At 55.2% G+C, this 16388-nt stretch carries 18 protein-coding genes; 11 read left to right on the top strand and 7 right to left on the bottom strand.

Features of this window, described 5'->3' with window-relative positions; translation table 11 throughout:
* Positions 1–191: 191 nt before the first annotated feature.
* Positions 192–416: a hypothetical protein gene (locus AC0IXH_RS12595; protein WP_013200960.1), complete on the top strand. Its 225-nt coding sequence runs from the start codon at positions 192–194 to the stop codon at positions 414–416.
* A 104-nt stretch (positions 417–520) separates the two neighbouring features.
* A complete protein-coding gene (locus AC0IXH_RS12600) occupies positions 521–1552 on the top strand; it encodes an acyltransferase (RefSeq protein WP_041691919.1) in 1032 nt (343 codons plus the stop codon).
* Positions 1553–1622: 70 nt separating this feature from the next.
* On the opposite strand, the gene AC0IXH_RS12605 is transcribed toward AC0IXH_RS12600, so the two are convergent.
* Together AC0IXH_RS12605 and AC0IXH_RS12610 are read right to left on the bottom strand one after the other, a co-directional pair.
* The gene (locus tag AC0IXH_RS12605) at positions 1623–1853 is read right to left on the bottom strand and encodes a hypothetical protein (protein ID WP_013200958.1); all 231 of its coding nucleotides are present in this window, start codon (positions 1851–1853) and stop codon (positions 1623–1625) included.
* Between the two features lie 78 nt (positions 1854–1931).
* Positions 1932–2525 (bottom strand): class I SAM-dependent methyltransferase, encoded by a 594-nt coding sequence (locus tag AC0IXH_RS12610; protein WP_013200957.1) that lies wholly within the window; start codon positions 2523–2525, stop codon positions 1932–1934.
* A 547-nt stretch (positions 2526–3072) separates the two neighbouring features.
* Between AC0IXH_RS12610 and yjbE the strand changes: the two genes are divergently transcribed.
* Positions 3073–3327 (top strand): exopolysaccharide production protein YjbE, encoded by a 255-nt coding sequence (gene yjbE / locus AC0IXH_RS12615; protein WP_013200956.1) that lies wholly within the window; start codon positions 3073–3075, stop codon positions 3325–3327.
* A gap of 81 nt (positions 3328–3408) precedes the next feature.
* On the opposite strand, the gene AC0IXH_RS12620 is transcribed toward yjbE, so the two are convergent.
* A complete protein-coding gene (locus AC0IXH_RS12620; RefSeq protein ID WP_471720514.1) occupies positions 3409–4296 on the bottom strand; it encodes a dihydrodipicolinate synthase family protein in 888 nt (295 codons plus the stop codon).
* A gap of 131 nt (positions 4297–4427) precedes the next feature.
* On the opposite strand from AC0IXH_RS12620, the gene AC0IXH_RS12625 reads away from it, so the two are divergent.
* Positions 4428–4637, top strand: coding sequence for a hypothetical protein (locus tag AC0IXH_RS12625; protein ID WP_013200954.1), 210 nt, complete (start codon positions 4428–4430; stop codon positions 4635–4637).
* Positions 4638–4733: 96 nt separating this feature from the next.
* Here the strand turns inward: AC0IXH_RS12625 and AC0IXH_RS12630 are convergent, their stop codons facing one another.
* Positions 4734–5882 (bottom strand): Gfo/Idh/MocA family protein, encoded by a 1149-nt coding sequence (locus AC0IXH_RS12630; RefSeq protein WP_013200953.1) that lies wholly within the window; start codon positions 5880–5882, stop codon positions 4734–4736.
* Positions 5883–6185: 303 nt separating this feature from the next.
* Between AC0IXH_RS12630 and AC0IXH_RS12635 the strand changes: the two genes are divergently transcribed.
* Positions 6186–7049, top strand: coding sequence for a glucosamine kinase nucleotide-binding domain-containing protein (locus AC0IXH_RS12635; protein ID WP_346565651.1), 864 nt, complete (start codon positions 6186–6188; stop codon positions 7047–7049).
* 52 nt (positions 7050–7101) lie between these two features.
* A complete protein-coding gene (locus AC0IXH_RS12640) occupies positions 7102–8214 on the top strand; it encodes an ROK family transcriptional regulator (protein WP_013200951.1) in 1113 nt (370 codons plus the stop codon).
* Between the two features lie 51 nt (positions 8215–8265).
* Here the strand turns inward: AC0IXH_RS12640 and AC0IXH_RS12645 are convergent, their stop codons facing one another.
* On the bottom strand, positions 8266–9357 hold the full coding sequence (locus AC0IXH_RS12645; RefSeq protein WP_346565649.1) for an ABC transporter ATP-binding protein: 1092 nt from the start codon (positions 9355–9357) through the stop codon (positions 8266–8268).
* Between the two features lie 7 nt (positions 9358–9364).
* Positions 9365–9970 carry a GNAT family N-acetyltransferase gene (locus AC0IXH_RS12650; protein WP_013200949.1) on the bottom strand — a complete coding sequence of 202 codons (606 nt, stop codon included), beginning with the start codon at positions 9968–9970 and terminating at the stop codon, positions 9365–9367.
* 557 nt (positions 9971–10527) lie between these two features.
* Between AC0IXH_RS12650 and AC0IXH_RS12655 the strand changes: the two genes are divergently transcribed.
* From AC0IXH_RS12655 to AC0IXH_RS12665, 3 genes are all read left to right on the top strand, one after another.
* Positions 10528–11874 carry an extracellular solute-binding protein gene (locus AC0IXH_RS12655; protein WP_013200948.1) on the top strand — a complete coding sequence of 449 codons (1347 nt, stop codon included), beginning with the start codon at positions 10528–10530 and terminating at the stop codon, positions 11872–11874.
* Positions 11875–11937: 63 nt separating this feature from the next.
* The gene (locus AC0IXH_RS12660) at positions 11938–12810 is read left to right on the top strand and encodes a carbohydrate ABC transporter permease (protein ID WP_013200947.1); all 873 of its coding nucleotides are present in this window, start codon (positions 11938–11940) and stop codon (positions 12808–12810) included.
* Positions 12810–13625: a carbohydrate ABC transporter permease gene (locus AC0IXH_RS12665; RefSeq protein WP_013200946.1), complete on the top strand. Its 816-nt coding sequence runs from the start codon at positions 12810–12812 to the stop codon at positions 13623–13625. Before AC0IXH_RS12660 ends, AC0IXH_RS12665 begins: the two co-directional genes overlap by 1 nt.
* 58 nt (positions 13626–13683) lie before the next feature.
* Here the strand turns inward: AC0IXH_RS12665 and iraP are convergent, their stop codons facing one another.
* Positions 13684–13980, bottom strand: a complete 297-nt coding sequence (gene iraP, locus AC0IXH_RS12670; RefSeq protein ID WP_013200945.1) for an anti-adapter protein IraP — start codon at positions 13978–13980, stop codon at positions 13684–13686.
* 352 nt (positions 13981–14332) lie between these two features.
* Here iraP and AC0IXH_RS12675 point away from each other — a divergent pair, with 352 nt between their 5' ends.
* Positions 14333–14710: a hypothetical protein gene (locus AC0IXH_RS12675; RefSeq protein ID WP_151038154.1), complete on the top strand. Its 378-nt coding sequence runs from the start codon at positions 14333–14335 to the stop codon at positions 14708–14710.
* Between the two features lie 189 nt (positions 14711–14899).
* Positions 14900–16348 carry a sugar porter family MFS transporter gene (locus AC0IXH_RS12680; protein WP_013200943.1) on the top strand — a complete coding sequence of 483 codons (1449 nt, stop codon included), beginning with the start codon at positions 14900–14902 and terminating at the stop codon, positions 16346–16348.
* The last annotated feature ends 40 nt before the right edge of the window (positions 16349–16388 follow it).

Raw genomic sequence — 16388 nt, forward strand, 5'->3', positions numbered from 1 at the left:
GGAATATAGACCAGGTAAAATAAGAAAACTCTGCTGGCTTACCCCCAGGCTTCGTCCGATATTGCATGCCGACGCTTGCAGTCGGCCAGGCACTGATGCGAGGGTCATGTTTTCTGACACCCTTTGCGGAGGGATTGCCAGAGCGGAACCCTTCTTTTCACTTTTTCTGGCTGTCTGATATGAATGGAATAATGAAAGTCATCTCACTGGTGGTGACGCTGGGCGTTAGCACCTTGTGGTCCTGTTTTGTGCCCGCTGAGCAAGTGGTCCTGACGCTGTCCCAGGAACAGGATGGCGGTGACGCTGGCCGGGCCTGCATGTACATCCATCAGGGGAAAGCGGAATACCGCGTTGTTCAGCCTCAGCAGGCCTGTCCCGCCACGCTGACGGTAGACGCAACGCGCCATTCGAGCTGAAAGCGCCCGGCCTTTTTCTTAGCAGAAGCTACATCGGCAACAGCGAAATATGATACCTTTAGCCAGGTGGCGACAGTCTGTTCCTTTCCGGCAGAGTGTGCTTTATGACAAGGAACCTGGCATTGAAAACGATTAATATAAAGCTGCTCACACTTGTGGCAACGTTTTTAGTTATTTTGTTGCATACGGCTGCTATCCCTTTTAGCTATTTCCATCTGGCCTGGTCGGTCTCGGTAATGTATGAAGCGCTTGGGCGCATCGCATTTCCGCTGTTCCTGCTGGTCGCCGGTTATGTTTCCCTCAATAAAAATGAGTCGCTACTCAGTACGCTGAAAACCCGCGTGCTGGATTTAGTGATCCCGCTGATTGCCTGGTCGGTGATTTATATTGTCTACGGGCAACAGGTGAAAATGAACCACTCGTCGGTCAGCGTGCTGGAGCTGCTGAGTACCCCGGCGTGGCCGCATATGTGGTTTATCTACACCATGATCCTGCTGTATCTGGTGACGCCACTGCTGAATACCTTTATCACCTATGGCAGCCAGCAGCGGGTTAACTACACGCTGACCATCTGGTTTGTGCTGGCCTCGGTGTATATGTTATTTGATAACGTGAAGGCCAATTTACTGGAAAACCGTCCGCTGCCGGATCCGAGTAATATCGATATGGTGGTGTATTTGTCCGGGTTTTATATTCTCGGTGGGGTGGTTCGCCGCTTTAAAATAAATCCGAAGGTGATCATTGCGGGCGTTATTTTTATTCTGTCCGTGGTGTTAACGGCGGTCATGACTTACTCCCTGTCGATCAGTACCTTCAAGCCTAACCAAATCTTCCTGTTTTACGCCGCGCCAACCATGGTTGTGGTGTCCCTGTCGTTCTTCTTTATGCTGCTGAATGCCCCGTTACGCTTCGGCAAATCGGCTATTGGGGTGATCCGCGCGCTGTCCAATCTCAGCCTCGGCATCTTCTTTGTGCATGCAATGGTGCTGGAAGTGCTGCTGAACCTGCTGCAGCTTAATTTCGAAGGCTACTATTCGATTCTGACCATTCCGCTGGTGGCGATCGCCTGCTTTGCCATCTCTGCACTGATTGTCTGGCTGATCAGACTGATCCCCTTCGTGCGCCGCATTACCTGAGCGCAATAAAAACGGCCACTCTGTGAGGAGCGGCCGTCTTTCCGACAATGTGCCGGTATGCCACGCGAGATTAGAAGGCTGCAGCAGCAAACCTGTGTGGCTGGTTGATTGCCTTCCGGGCAATCCAGTACAGTAAAATGCGTTCTTCATCGCCATCCTGATCTGCCATCGCCAACAGCTTGTGTGCCAGCGTAGCCTTATTGACAGGTTGCCCGGTGATACTCAGGTCAACCACTGCTTTGCCAATGATAGTACAGACTTCTTCATCACTTGAGGTGGGTAGGTCACTTTCAATACTCATTATTTCCTCCTGTTGTGGGTAAAGGTTAAGCCTGGCAGACCATACGGAGATTGCCATCTCTAAGTCACATTCCCTTCATCAGGGTGTGCTAACTCCCGCATTCTCCTGCGGTAAATTATCCAGCGAATGGCAGCGATACACCCATGCTGGCGGCAGATTGCACAGCACGCGGCTGCGGTTCCACGCAAAGTATTCGGATAGCAGCGGCTCAGAGAGCGAGGTGTACTGGAACTGCACAAAGACGCCCTGCGGGCTCAGCAGCGACGCGGCGCGCTCCAGAATGCCGTGACGGACCTCTTTCGGCAGCGACAGCAACGGCAAGCCTGAGAAGATCGCGTCGTATTCACCGCTCAGGGTTTCAGCGGATGCGCCGGTGACCCGCAGGCGGGGATCGTCAATGGTGGCCAGCTTGGGATGGAAGCGGCTGTTGGTCTCGAAGGCCAGCAGCTCGGCATCGGGCCGCATGCGCGTCAGCAGATGGCGGGTGACCACGCCGTCACCGGCCCCCAGCTCAGCAATACGCTGACACTGGTTCCAGTCGACGGCATCAGACATGGTTTTGCACAGAGACAAAGAGGAAGGAGCGATAGTGCCTGTTTTCCGTGGATCGGAGATGAATTCCTGTAAATACCCGGTTTTATCTTTGATATAGGAAAACGCAGATAACAACATAGTTGAGCCCCTGGCAAAAATGATTACGCCCAGTAAGCCACAAGACACTTAACAATTTCTTAAAACCTTTCAGCCCTGGGTTAAAACCAGGATTAATCGCATAAATGCCGCCGTATTTCGGGGTAATCATTTATATTTCGCAACAGATATCAATATAGCCTCACACTCAATTCGCTCCCGAGAAATTTGCTTTAGGGAGAAAAATCGAAAAAAAGGCGCCGGTATTTATTCTTAAAACGCAGGGTAAACTACAGCGCAGATTGGCTCATATTTATGGCCAGCATGAGCAATTTGTCCTATGAGATAAATTCCCGACCGTTTTAAGGATAATCTGGCTTTAATCACCTCGCTCTCAATCCCGACAGCCCTTCCGCCAGTCAAGCAACCCTAATCGGTCATTTTTACTGTGGTAATTACTGGCGCTAAACCGGTAACACCTTAATCAGAATAACAATAATTCCCTCCCGGGCGGCCACTATTCAATCCTGAACTTTGAAATTATGCTCTCAAGCGTTGTCTGGTTACCCCTTCCTGAGGAACGATAAAAATGAAAAAAATAACGACGCTTGCTCTGATTTTGACTCTGGCTACCAGCGCCAGCGTCTATGCCGCACCGACTACCGGAGCAGCAGCAGGAAGTGAAGCCACTGCGATGTCTGACGGCAACTCAAATGCTGTGGGTATCGGTGCTGTCGCTGCGCTGTTAGGTGTTGCCCTGGCGACTATGGGCGGCGGCGGTGGTGGTAGCGATGGCTCCAACACCGGCACCACCACGACCACAACCGGCACCATGGCGCATTAATTCGCGTTATCAGCACTGACTGGCAGGATGCGTAATGCGGATTGCAGAGGCCTTTCCTCACGGGAAGGCCTTTTTCATTGGCTAGTCCAGTTGTAAATCCCGCAGCACCATTTCCACTTTTTTATAATCCTCAGGCCGCAGCGGCAGTAGCGGACGTGGCAATACCGGCTGACAAATCCCCAGAATTTCCGCCGCGCTGACCATCACGCGCAGGCTGGTGAGGGTCTTGAATAAGGTCCACATTGGCTGAAGTTCAGCGTTGAGCTGGGCCAGCTGTTCGCCATCCTTGCGTAATGCGGCCTCAGTCAGCGCCATCGCCTGTTTTGGCAGCAATCCGCCCAACACGCTGAACCAGACGTCGCCACCGGCGTACAGGGCTTCTGGCGCATGCCAGTCGACGCTAAAGCCAAGGGCAAAATCGTCCGCGAAGCGTCCACGCAGATCGGCCACCAGATCCTTATCGGTTTTGTCGGATGACGGCTGCTTCAGCGCTTTCACCGTCGGCAGCGTGCCCAGGCGAGCCAGCAGGGTCGGTGTAAAGGTGAAGTGCGTGGTGCCCGGATTGTTATAGATGCAGATCGGCAGCGATGTGCTCTGGGCCACCGCCGCGTAGTGCTGGAACACTTCCTCTTCCGTCAGCGGCGTATAGGACACCGGCGCCAGCAGGATCCCATCTGCGCCCGCCGCCTGTGCATCCTCAGCCAGCTGGATGGCGTCATCCGTGCGCAGCGCACCGGCGCTGACGATAATCGGGATCTCGCCTTGCAGGCAGTCAACGGCGGCTTCAATCGCGCGGCGCTTCTCTTCCCGCCGCAGAAACGCATACAGCCCGGTGCTGCCGAGCAGGCCAACGGAATTGACCTTCGCCTGCTTCAGGCGCAGCAGAACCTTTTCCAGTGCAACAACATCAACCACACCCTGTTCACTGGCGGGTGTGATGGGGAAAGCGGAAAGACCGGTGAATTGCATCAGAAATCTCCCTGAAAGGATTACGCATGGTTGCCCTTTTTTATATCACCTCAGCACACAGGGTGATACCACAGCCGTCTCGCTGCTGGACTATACTGAACATTGGGTCTGATTCATCAAAGGAGTGAGCTATGTTAATTGGCTTCGTTTTACTGGTCAGCGCCTGTGGCCATGATGCCTGTGATGCATTGCCGGTTTCTGAGCACATTTTCCCCACGCAGGTCGCCTGTGAACAGATGGCCGGCCGTATTCACCAGCGTCGGCCGGATGCGGTGTTGCTGTGTGGTGAGGTCCACCGCAATGAAGGGACGACGATTACCCGCGTCAACGGAGAAAAATGACCGTCGGGTTCGGCGGTCAAGCAGTCAGTCAGCGTGCCATCAGAAGGCCAGCCTGCGGGGGAAATGCCAGGCTGACAGTGTCAGGAAGGGAGTTAATTAGCGACCCAAATTGGCGTCAAAGGTGTTCCAGCAGTCCGTCAGATCGATAACCGTCCGCGACTTACGCGCCTCATCGATTTTTATCGCCGTCAGTCCCGCCTCCAGCGCATCAATCACCGACACCTTCAGCAGCGAACCGGTTTTAATGTGCTTCACAATCTCCGCAGCCATCAACGCATCCGCGCCGTAATGGCCATCGTAAGCATTGCCTTCATACTCTGTTGCAACGGTTTTCTCGCCGGTGCGCGCGTCATGGACGCGGAAGTAGTTGCGTACAAAGTCACCTTCGGCCATGCCATCGGTGCCCATCACGCAGAAACGGCGGAACTCATCCGGCACGTTGAGGTTGGCGTGAAATGCCATGGTGGCACCGCCGGCGTACTCCACAATCGCCGTCTGATAATCAACAATATCCGCATCACTTTCGAACACCGCTTCGGTGCTCGACCAGCCGCTGGGCTTGATATGGTACAGCTCGGAATCGGCGGTAATCGCGCCCTGCGGTGCATGTTCCGGGGTGAAGGATTTGCGGCCACCGAAGCTGGCAACCCGCACCGGTCGTTCTCCCATTAATCCCTGATAAAGATCGATGTCGTGGCAGCATTTTTCCAGAATGTAGGGACCGGCATAGCGCTCGTAGCGACGCCAGTCGCGCATAAAGAACGCCCCGTGATACGGCTTGATGTGCTCGGTGGCTTCGATAGAGGTAATTTCACCCAGCCGGTTTTCCGCCTTGGCCTGCAACAGATCGTGGTAAAGCGGTGAGTAGCGCAGCACCAGCCCAACCAGAATATTCTCCTGACCGTACTGGCTGATCAGTTTTGCCAGCGCCATGGTCTGCGCTTCGTTGATCACCACCGGTTTTTCCGTGAACACCCGCTTGCCGGCCTTCAGTCCGGCTTCAATATGCTCAAGGTGCAGATAGTTAGGTGAGCCGACCATCAGCAGATCAAACCCGCCTGCTGCCAGCATTTCGTCCAGCGTGGCAAACGCTTTTCCGGCAGGAATACCAAACTTCTCAAGGTTAGGTATGCCCGCAGGTGCCGGATCGACATACCCGACAATACTGAAATCCGGGTCAGCTTTGTTGAACTCATTTACTACGTTCGACAGCCGAAAGCCCAGTCCGATGATCGCTACTTTCATATTGACCCCTGCCCATCTTGGTCACGGAAAAAGAAAAGCGTCCCTGATGCGGTGTGATCGGCATCCGGAATCGCGCAATTGTTGGACACCAACTTAGTACGACAGAAAAACTAATGTCAACAATGAAAGCTCAAACAAAAAACGCATTTTTTATTAAACACTTGATTTAAATCATTATAATATTAACAAACCCATCCATATTTATTTGTTATTGCGATTTAAGTTTTTTTATTTTATCGTTTCGAGCAAAATAGCCAGTAGTTTTTCGCCACACTGTGGGTCAACGCCGGTCACGGGAGGATCATGCAATCAGAATTTTTGATCGGAGTAGATGGCGGCGGCACGCATTGCCGGACCAGACTCACGACGCCTGACGGCAGGATCCTCGCGGAGTGCACCGGCGGATCGGCCAACGTCTATTCTGATTTCACCGGCGCGCTGGACCGCGTCAACACGCTGATCGAACAGACCTTTATCGCCGCTGACCTGCCTTTATCGGCGCGTAAAAACACCCACGCGGTATGGGGACTGGCAGGGGCGAATGTGCCGTCGGTCGACCAGCGTTTGCAGCAACATCCGTCTTCTTTCGCCCGACTTTCGTTATTCTCTGACGTCGATATCGCCTGCGCGGGCGCCCATCAGGGGCAACCGGGCGCGGTGCTGATTGCCGGTACCGGCAGCCAGGGCGCGGCCTGGGACGGCACGCGTTTTCACCGGGTCGGCGGCTGGGGATTTGCGCTTGCCGATCACGGCTCTGGCGCATTGCTGGGCCAGCGCGCGCTGCGAAAAGCCTTACAGGCTCATGATGGCATTATTGCCGTCACTCCGCTGACTGAGGCCGTGATGCGCCATTTTTCGCACTCACCGGATGCGCTGCTCAGCTGGACCCGGCACGCCACGCCCGGCGACTGGGGACATTTCTCGCCCTGGGTGTTTGCCGCCGCTCAGCAGGGTGATGAACTTGCCGCTGCGCTGATCGCCGAAAGCGCCGCAGAAGTGACGGTGATGCTGGATGCGCTGGCGCATGCCAGCCACGGCCCGCTGGCGCTGATGGGCGGAATGGCCGCCCCGCTTCTCCCCTGGCTGGCTGAAGCCACGCGCAATAAGATTGTGCCTGCACAGGAAGATGCACTGTCAGGTGCTTTGCGTCTGGCCAGCCTCTGTTGAGCCGGTCAACCGCTGACAGCCAGCCACTTACTTTTTGAGACCCGCACCTTTTATGATCGCACCGAACGTTACCTCCCGCATTTTGCGGCTGATTGTTGAGAACTCCCCGATCAGCCAGTCCGATCTGAAAGTCCGCAGCGGGCTGAGCATGTCGACCGTGTCCCAGGCGGCAAACCGCCTGCTGAGCCGGGGGATCATCATTGAAAAAGGGCTGCGCCGCGTCTCGATGGGCAGACCCAAAACCCTGCTCGGCCTGAATCCGGATTACGCCACGGTGGTCGGCATCCAGCTCAATGCGGAACGTAACCTGATTGTGCTGACCGATCTGACCGGCAACCTGATTGGCGAGCAGCAGATGCCCTCAGGCGAGCTGACGCCCAAGCAGCTCAGTGATGCGCTGGCAAAGTTCCTCAAAACCGTTGAGGACAAGCGCGTGGCGGCGATTGGTCTGGCGCTGGCGGGGCTGGTCGATCCGGTCAGCGGCCACTGCATCCGTTCGACGGTGCTGGACTGGACTCACGTGGCGATTGCCTCATTGCTGGAAGAGCGCTTTGCCATTCCGGTGTATATCGAGAACGATGCCAATGCGCTGGCCCTCGCCACGCTGGTCTTTGGTCAGCTTGGCGCAGCGCAGACGGCGATTATCGCTACCTACGGTAAAGGGATTGGCGCCGGGATTATTCTGGATCGGGCGCTGTATCGCGGCCGCACCGGCACCGCAGGCGAGATTGGCAATGCACTGCTGAACGATGGCTCAAAGTGCACGCTGGAAGAGATCGCCTCGTCCAAAGCCATTCTGAAGACCCTGCAGCAGGCCGGTGAAGCGGTGCCGGCCAATCTTCTGGCCCTGGATAAACACCCGTCGCCGCTGGCGCTGCAAACGCTGGCGACGGCCGGACAGCATCTCGGCCTGTCGCTGGCAAACCTGGCCGTGGCCTACGATCCCGATGTGATCTATCTGGCGATGGAGCCACAAATGGCTTCGCGCATTTTACTCGATCAAATCAGCCAGAGTTTCCAGGAGTATCGCCTGAAGCTGACACCGCAGCTGACGCCGCTGCAGTTCCTCACCGAATCCAGCCGCATGTGGGCTCTGGGCGCAGCAGGATTCACCGTAAACCGGCTGATTGACGTGCTGTCGGCGCAGGCAGATGAAGAAGGGTAACGGGGTTCGGGCAGGTTCTGGCGGCGGGATTAACCGACGCCAGGCTGAAATCTAGCGGATGCGCATGCCCTGCTCATCGAACAGCAAACAGTGCTGCGGGTTAAGCGCCAGCTGCACCTCTTCTCCCAACTCAACCTCCTCCATTTTCCGCGCTTCAATCACCAGCAAACTCTCGCGGCCAATATCCAGGTAGAGATAGTTGGTGTGGCCAAGCCGCTCGGCAAATGACAGCGTACCGGGGAATGACCAGTCACGGTTATCCTGTTCGGCGCTGACGAAATGCTCAGGTCGGATGCCCAGCGTCACCTTCTGCCCTTCCTCCAGCGCCGCGTGCACCGGCAATTCAATCGACGTCAGCTTCAGCTCCGGTACCGCCAGCCGCACCTTACCCGCTTCGACAGACAGCACGCGGGCGCTGACGAAGTTCATTTTCGGGGAGCCGATAAATCCGGCGACAAACAGGTTGTCCGGGTCGTGGTAGAGATCCAGCGGCGCGCCAACCTGCTCAATTTTGCCCTGCCGCAGCACCACGATGCGATCCGCCAGCGTCATCGCCTCCAGCTGATCATGGGTGACATAAATCATGGTGTTACCCAGCGATTCATGCAGTTTGGCAATCTCGATACGCATCTGTAAGCGCAGCTCGGCATCAAGGTTGGAGAGCGGCTCATCAAACAGGAAAATTCGTGGCTGACGAATGATCGCCCGGCCAATCGCCACACGCTGGCGCTGGCCGCCTGAAAGCGCGCGCGGATGGCGATCCAGCAGTTCGGTCAGGTGCAGTTTTTCGGCGGTGATCGCAATCTGTTCGGCAATTTCCGCCTTCGGCCGCTTGGCGACTTCCAGCGGATAGGCCAGATTGCCTTTGACCGTCATATTGGGATAGAGCGCGTATGACTGGAAGACCATCGCAATGCCGCGTTCGGTAGCCGACTGGTGGGTCATATCCTGTTCATCGATAAACAGTTCGCCGCTGCTGATCTCTTCCAGTCCGGCGATCATCCGCAGCAGCGTGGACTTGCCGCAGCCGGATGGACCCACGAACACGATAAATTCCCCGTTATCGATTTTCAGATCGATGCCGTGGATCACATTGACGTGCTCGTAAGACTTTTTGACGTTTTTTAAGTGCAGAGTAGCCATAGCGTCCTCAGTTCAGATCCTGGCCCATATAAATGGCATTGCTGCGGAAGAGCGGCTGAAAACCGAGTTGCTGATAGAAACAGGCAACCGCTTCATTTTGCAGACTAATACCGAGATAAACGCCGCTGACACCTGCGGCTTTTAATGCGGCAAGTTCATGTTCAATCAGCCGTTTCCCCCAGCCGCCGCGCTGGCCTTCTGGCAAAATATTGATATGCAGATGCGCGGGATAGCGGCGGGTCAGCGTCTCAGAGGCGGTTTCAGGCTGGCGAACCGCGTCGAGGATTTTACTGTCCAGCGGTTTAACCGGCTGACGGTCGGCAAAGCGTTCCACCTGCAGTGGCCACCACTCTTTCAGCAACTGCTGCTCAAACGCCACGGTATCGGGCGTTGCCACCACATAGCCGATCACCTTGCCTGCTTTCTCCAGAACAAAGGCGAAATCAGGGGCAAACAGCGCATAGGGCACGGCAAAGCGGGTGCCCGGATAATGAGGATCGGCATACAGATCGCTGGCATCTTTGCCTGCATCCGCGGTTTTTAGGCAGATCTCATAAAGGGCGTCGGTATCATCGGCGGTTGCCGGGCGGATCTTTCCTTCAAGCAAAGTCATCGTCCACGCTCATACAGTCGGTGAAGAAGAGATCACCAACTTAAATAAAGCCGACTTTGTTTTCAAGAAAAAATAATACCCCTGTGCCGCACCTGAGCTGCTGAGATTATGCAGTCGATCACAGTCTTGAACTTTAGTCTGGCGTAAGAACCCCCGCAGACGGCAATCTGACGGCAAAATCGCGCCATAATGCAGGCGCGGTGCCCTTCCCTGATAATATAGCCCCTGACGACATACTATTTTCATATGACCATTCAGTGGATTAGCTCACCCCAACGCCCACCAGACAGAACACCTGATCGAACCAGGCAACCCGGCGTTTAAGCAGGAAAAGCGCGATTCTGCAGTTTTTCACCCTGAGAAATGAAAAATTATCAGTTTTTCTGCTCTGCATCACCTTTCAGCAATGCGGAGGTGGGGATGTTTGACTTTATTTAATCATTAAAGTAAGTATGAACTAAGGCTACGTGATCATCTATAAACGCCCTCATGCAACCAGCGGGAAAGTCGGTTGCCATCATGAAAGGATGCTCTCTTGATGTTGGAGAAACAGATCCATGTTCACTGCTTCCAGGGTTACCCGTTCTTCCCGCACTGTCACTGCCCGCCCGGCGCTGTCGTTGCTGGCGGTTGGCTTACTTACCGCACTGTTCCAGCTGCCCGCGCAGGCGGACACCAAGCTGTCCGAGTGGGATATCTATAACTATCCGTCTCAGACCTCGGCCATCGATGAAGCGATCAAAGAGTTTACCGCGCAGAATCCGGGCGTCAGCATTGACCGTTCCGTTCACTCCTTTGACGATACCCGCATCCCGCTGAAACTGTCGCTGAACTCCGGTGACGGCCCGCAGGTTGCCCAGGTGAATCAGGGCGGCGGTGATATGGGTGCGCTGGTGAAAGAGAAGCTGCTGATCCCGCTGGACGGCTACGCCAAACAGTATGGCTGGACCACACGCTTCCCGGATTCGATGCTGAAGCGCAACCGCTGGTCTGATAGCCAGCAGTTCGGTAGCGGAAGTCTGTATGGCGTTGCCAGCCTCGGTGAAATGGTCGGGCTCTATTACAACAAGCAGCTGCTGGATAAGGCCGGGATTGCCGTGCCGAAAACCATGGCTGAGTTTGAAGCCGCGATGGCGAAGCTGAAAGAACAGGGCACGGCGCCACTGATGTTAGGCATCCTCGACGGCTCTGCCGGCCAGCAGATGCTGACCACGCTGTGGCAGGATCAGATCAGCAGCAGCGATCGCAAAGCGATGGATGACCTGATTTACGACGTCGGTGGCACCTTTAAAGATGCGAAACTGCAGAAAGCTGCCGCACTGATGCAGGAGTGGAATAAGAAAGGCTACTTCTTCCCGGGCTTCCAGGGCATTGGTAAAGACGATGCGGCCACGCTGTTCCAGAGTGGGCAGGCCGCATTCTTTGTCAGCGGCACCTGGTACATGGGGCAGTTCAAAGATAATAAAGATATTCACTTCGCTGCCTTCCCGCAGTTTGACGGCGTCAGCAAACCGCTGATGGTCGGCGGAACCGATTTGCCGTTCTCCATCACCCTGACGGCGAAAACCAAAGAACAGCAGGATGCGGCGGCCAAATACATTGATTACATCGTTTCCGACAAGATGGCTGAAAAATGGCTGAAGGCCGGCTTCCTGCCCGCCAGCGCCAACAAGGATGCCAAACTTCCGGCGGACAACCCGTTGCTGGCCGATGTGTATAACGTCTGGACCACGGTTAACGGCCACGATGGCCTTGGCCACTACGTGGACTGGGCAACACCGACCATGGGCAATGCGCTGAATGAAAATGTGCAGCTGCTGCTGGCCGACAAGCTTACGCCGCAACAGATGACCGACAAACTGGATACCAATTACCAGCAGTACCTCTCCAGCCTGAAAAAGTAATCCCTCTGCCCGGCGCTGAGACAGGCCGGGCCGTTATTCAGTTTGACGCGCGAGAACACCGTTATGCTTAATAAGTCACGACTGCAAAATGCGCTGTATATTTTGCCCTCAATGCTTATCTATTCGCTATTTTTGCTGTTCCCTTTGCTGGTCTCGGTCGGCGTCAGCTTTACCTCGTGGGACGGTGCGACCCGGCCGATTTTTATCGGGCTGAATAACTTTATCCAGATGTTTAGCGATCCGGTGTTCTGGGTGGCAATCAAAAATAACGCCGTACTGATGCTGTTCTACACGCTGTTCCCGCTCTGTATTGGCCTGGTGTTGTGCAGCTTCCTCAACGATACCCGCAATAACAAAGAGCGCAGCCTGCTGCGTATTCTGTTCTTCCTGCCTTATATCATGCCGATGGCGGTGCTCGGCGTGGTCTGGCGCTGGTTATATAACCCGGCCTTTGGGCCGATCGATCACTTCTTCCGCGCGATTGGATTGCCGCAGCTGGCGCTGTCCTGGCTGGGGGATTTTGACTGGGCGTTACCGGCGGTCGGCTTTGTCGCCACCTGGTACTTCTTCGGCTTCTGTCTGGTGCTGTTTATGTCCGGCCTGCAACGTATGGATCCGTCATTGCTGGAAGCCGCCGATCTGGATGGCTCGTCGCGCCGGCAGAAGTTTATGCGCATTACCTTGCCTGGCCTGCGGCCTGAAATTCGCGTCGCGCTGCTGCTGACGGTGATCTCCAGCCTGAAAGCCTTTGACCTGGTGTACGTGATGACCCATGGCGGACCAGGCACCTCCACGCTGGTGACCAACCTGTATATGTATCAACAGGGCTTTGATTTACGCCACTACGGTTACGCTTCGGCGGTGGCCATCGTCGGGATGATCATTGTGTTTGCGATCAACAGTATTATTCATTTTGCCATCCGGGAGCGTCACTGATGCGCGCTACGCCTGTTGTTTCACGTGCGGTTATCTGGCTGATCGCCATTGTCACCATTTTGCCTTTCCTGATGGCGTTGATGACCTCGTTCAAAACGCAAAGCGAGCTGTTTGCCGGGGTATTTGCCCTGCCCTCGCACTTCAGTTTTGCTAACTACGTTTCCGCCTGGCGGGAAGGCCATTTCAGCACCTATTTCCTTAACTCAGTGCTGGTGGTGTTTCCGGTGGTGATTATCAGTATCCTGGTCGGCATTCTGTCCGGGTTTGGTTTCGCCTTCCTGCGTATTCCGGGTAAAACGGTGTTTGCGGCGCTGATGGCGTTAGGCATGGTGCTGCCCAGCGAAGCCTTTATTATCCCGCTGTATCACGAATTGCACTGGATGGGACTCACCAACACCTACCTGGCGCTGATCCTGCCGCAGGTGGCGCTGTCGCTGCCGTTTACCACGCTGATGATTGCCACCGCTTTCCAGCAGGTGCCGAAAGAGCTGGTGGAAGCAGCGGTAATGGATGGCTCGAAACGCACGCGCATATTGTGGGGGATCCTGGTGCCGGCGATCGTGCCGACGCTGACCACTCTGGCGCTGCTGCTGTTTATCTGGACGTGGAATGAATTCCTGATCCCGCTGATTCTGGTCAACAAGGATGAACTGAGGACGCTACCGATCGGCATGATGTTCTTCCAGAACAAAAACACCATCAACATTCCGGTGCTGATGGCCGGCGCGATGATCGTGATTTTACCGCTGGTGGCGGTATTCCTGGTGTTCCAGCGTAAGTTTATCAGCGGCGTGACGGAAGGGGCGGTGAAATAATCGTCGCGCGTATGCGGCCTGGGGGAATGCACCGGTGCATTGTCCCAGGCACAGGCGCTTAGCTTTGCTCTTCAGTATCGGATTTCTCGTCAACGTAGCGGGTAACGGCCAGCAGGCGGTTAACGTGGGTCAACAGCAAATCAACATCCGACTGCATAAAACCCTGACCTGAACTTGAGGCGGTGACAATCGCATTCTGGATGTTTTCAGAAATGTTATTGGCCCCTTCTTTACCTGCAGTCAGCAACAGAGCAGCAATCAGCAGAGATTGGGCTTCGACTTGCGCGGTCAGTTCCTTCGCGTCTACATCGATTTTTGCAATCTTCATTAAGATATCAATAACTAACTGTTTCATGGCCTGCTCCTGAAATAATATGCCCCCGAAATTACCACCACCTCTGGTCACGAGTAAACAGGATTTCGCTGACTCTTATTCAGAACTGTTGGGATATTTCTGGCGGCATTACCCGCTGTATCAAACGCTTGCCGCGCTGCGTCCCTGCTTCTGAATGCGTAATTTTCCTAAAATCTCTTCATGCGGTGGCGAACAGGCCGATTTCGACTAGATTTAAGCTGCCAACCGGCTATCCCGCCGGGTTTGGCGCATTCCCTCTACTAATTACACGAATAACCCTGTTATTCCGCCCTCTGTCCAGGGCGTTTTTTTGATTACACACACAGAGAAAAAACGGAGAGGTTAATCCGTCATGGATAAAAATCATTTTTATGAGCGACTGACGCGCTGGCAGCATCTGCGCTTTAATGACGTCACCCTGCGTGAACGTCCCGACACACAAGCCTGGAATAAAAAGTACGAGATTTATATTCAGGACAAGAGCAAAACATCCGCGCAGCTTTACATCCGCACCACCCAGCCGGGTGAGGATATTGCGCAGGTGTTGGGCGAATACCTGAAGTGGTTGCAGGAGTACAACGGCAGCGACATCGCCGTGGCGGCACCACAGGAAATGCCGGTTGTTGCGCGTGGCATCACCAAAGAAAGCTGTCGGCCACTGACCGGCAACCACCAGCCCAGGCTGCATACCACTACCCCCGCTTCAAGGCTGACACGAAGCCTTTCCTAGCAGGCATCAGGCTGCCGGCATTATCCCGGTAGCCTGTCTGTCACTTCCCGCCCCGCCTGATTACCTCGCAAAAAATTAAAAATCGTCATTTCGCTGGCAAATTCGCATATCTGTCTTAAATTTAAGGGTCGTGTGATCTGCATCACACTACTAAAAACAGAATAATAACGTTTTTCCAGGGAGTGACTTGTGACTGACTCATCAAACAGTGGGACGACGGCGGCAAAAGCACCGCAGCCGACCGAACCGCTGGTAAAAGTAATTGCGTTTATTGCCACGCTGGGCGGCCTGCTTTTTGGCTACGATACCGGCGTGATTGCCGGTGCTTTGCTGTTTATGAAGCACGACCTGCATCTGACCTCACTGACCACCGGGATGGTCACCAGCTTCCTGATCCTCGGATCGGCGATTGGGGCGATCTGTGCCGGCCGCGTGGCCGATCGGTTTGGCCGCAAAAAGGTCATTCTGGTGATGGCGGTGATCTTTATGTGCGGCTCGCTGGGCTGTGCGCTGGCACCGAACGTGGTGCTGATGATCCTGTTCCGCTTTATCCTCGGCCTGGCGGTCGGTGGCGCAGCGGCTATCGTGCCAATCTATATTGCGGAAATTGTCCCGGCTAACCGCCGCTGGCAGTTTGTCACCCTGCAGGAACTGATGATTGTTTCCGGTCAGCTGATTGCCTACACCAGCAACGCGGCAATCAATGAAGTCTGGGGCGGCGAAACCACCTGGCGCTGGATGCTCGGCGTGGCCTGCGTGCCGGCGGTGATCCTGTGGGTCGGCATGCTGTTCCTGCCGGATACGCCGCGTTGGTATGCGATGCATGGCCGCTACCGCGAAGCGCGTGACGTGCTGGAGCGCACCCGCCATTCTGGCAGAGTCGAAAAAGAGATGAGCGAAATCCGCAAATCGATGGATTCGAAAAGCCAGAAAAATGCCCGCCGTCAGAAAACCATCTCGGTATGGATGAAGCGGCTGGTGGCGCTGGGGATCGGTATTGCGATGCTGCAACAGCTATCCGGCGTTAACACCATCATGTTTTATGCGCCGACGATGCTGCAGGCGACCGGCCTCGGTACCAATGCCTCGCTGCTGGCAACCATCGCCAACGGCGTGATTTCGGTGATCATGACCTTTGTCGGCATCATGTTACTGAGCCGCTTTGGCCGCCGTCCGCTGCTGCTGGTGGGTCAGATCGGCTGCACCTGCTCACTGCTGGCGATCGGTCTGGTGACCTGGCTGATGCCGGAAACGGTGCACGGGCAGCCTGACGTGCTGCGCAGTTACCTGGTGCTGGGCGGCATGTTGATTTTCCTCAGCTTCCAGCAGGGCGCGCTCTCTCCGGTGACCTGGCTGCTGCTGTCGGAAATTTTCCCGATGCGCATCCGTGGTATGGCCAACGGCATCTCGGTATTTGCCATGCAGATGACCAACTTCTCCATCGCCTTTATGTTCCCAATCCTGCTGGAAGCCTTCGGTCTGACCACCTGCTTCTTTGCCTTTGCGGTGATTGGCGTCGCGGGCGGGATTTTCGCGCTGATTTTTGCGCCGGAAACCCAGGGCAAAACGCTGGAACAGATTGAAGTCCACTTCAAAAAACACCTGCAGGACGATCCGGCGCCGCAAACCGGTAGCTGATAATGCGTGCCAGGGACGGCACATCAGGTCTAATTGTTGC

It is taken from the genome of Erwinia sp. AC075 (assembly GCF_979253995.1).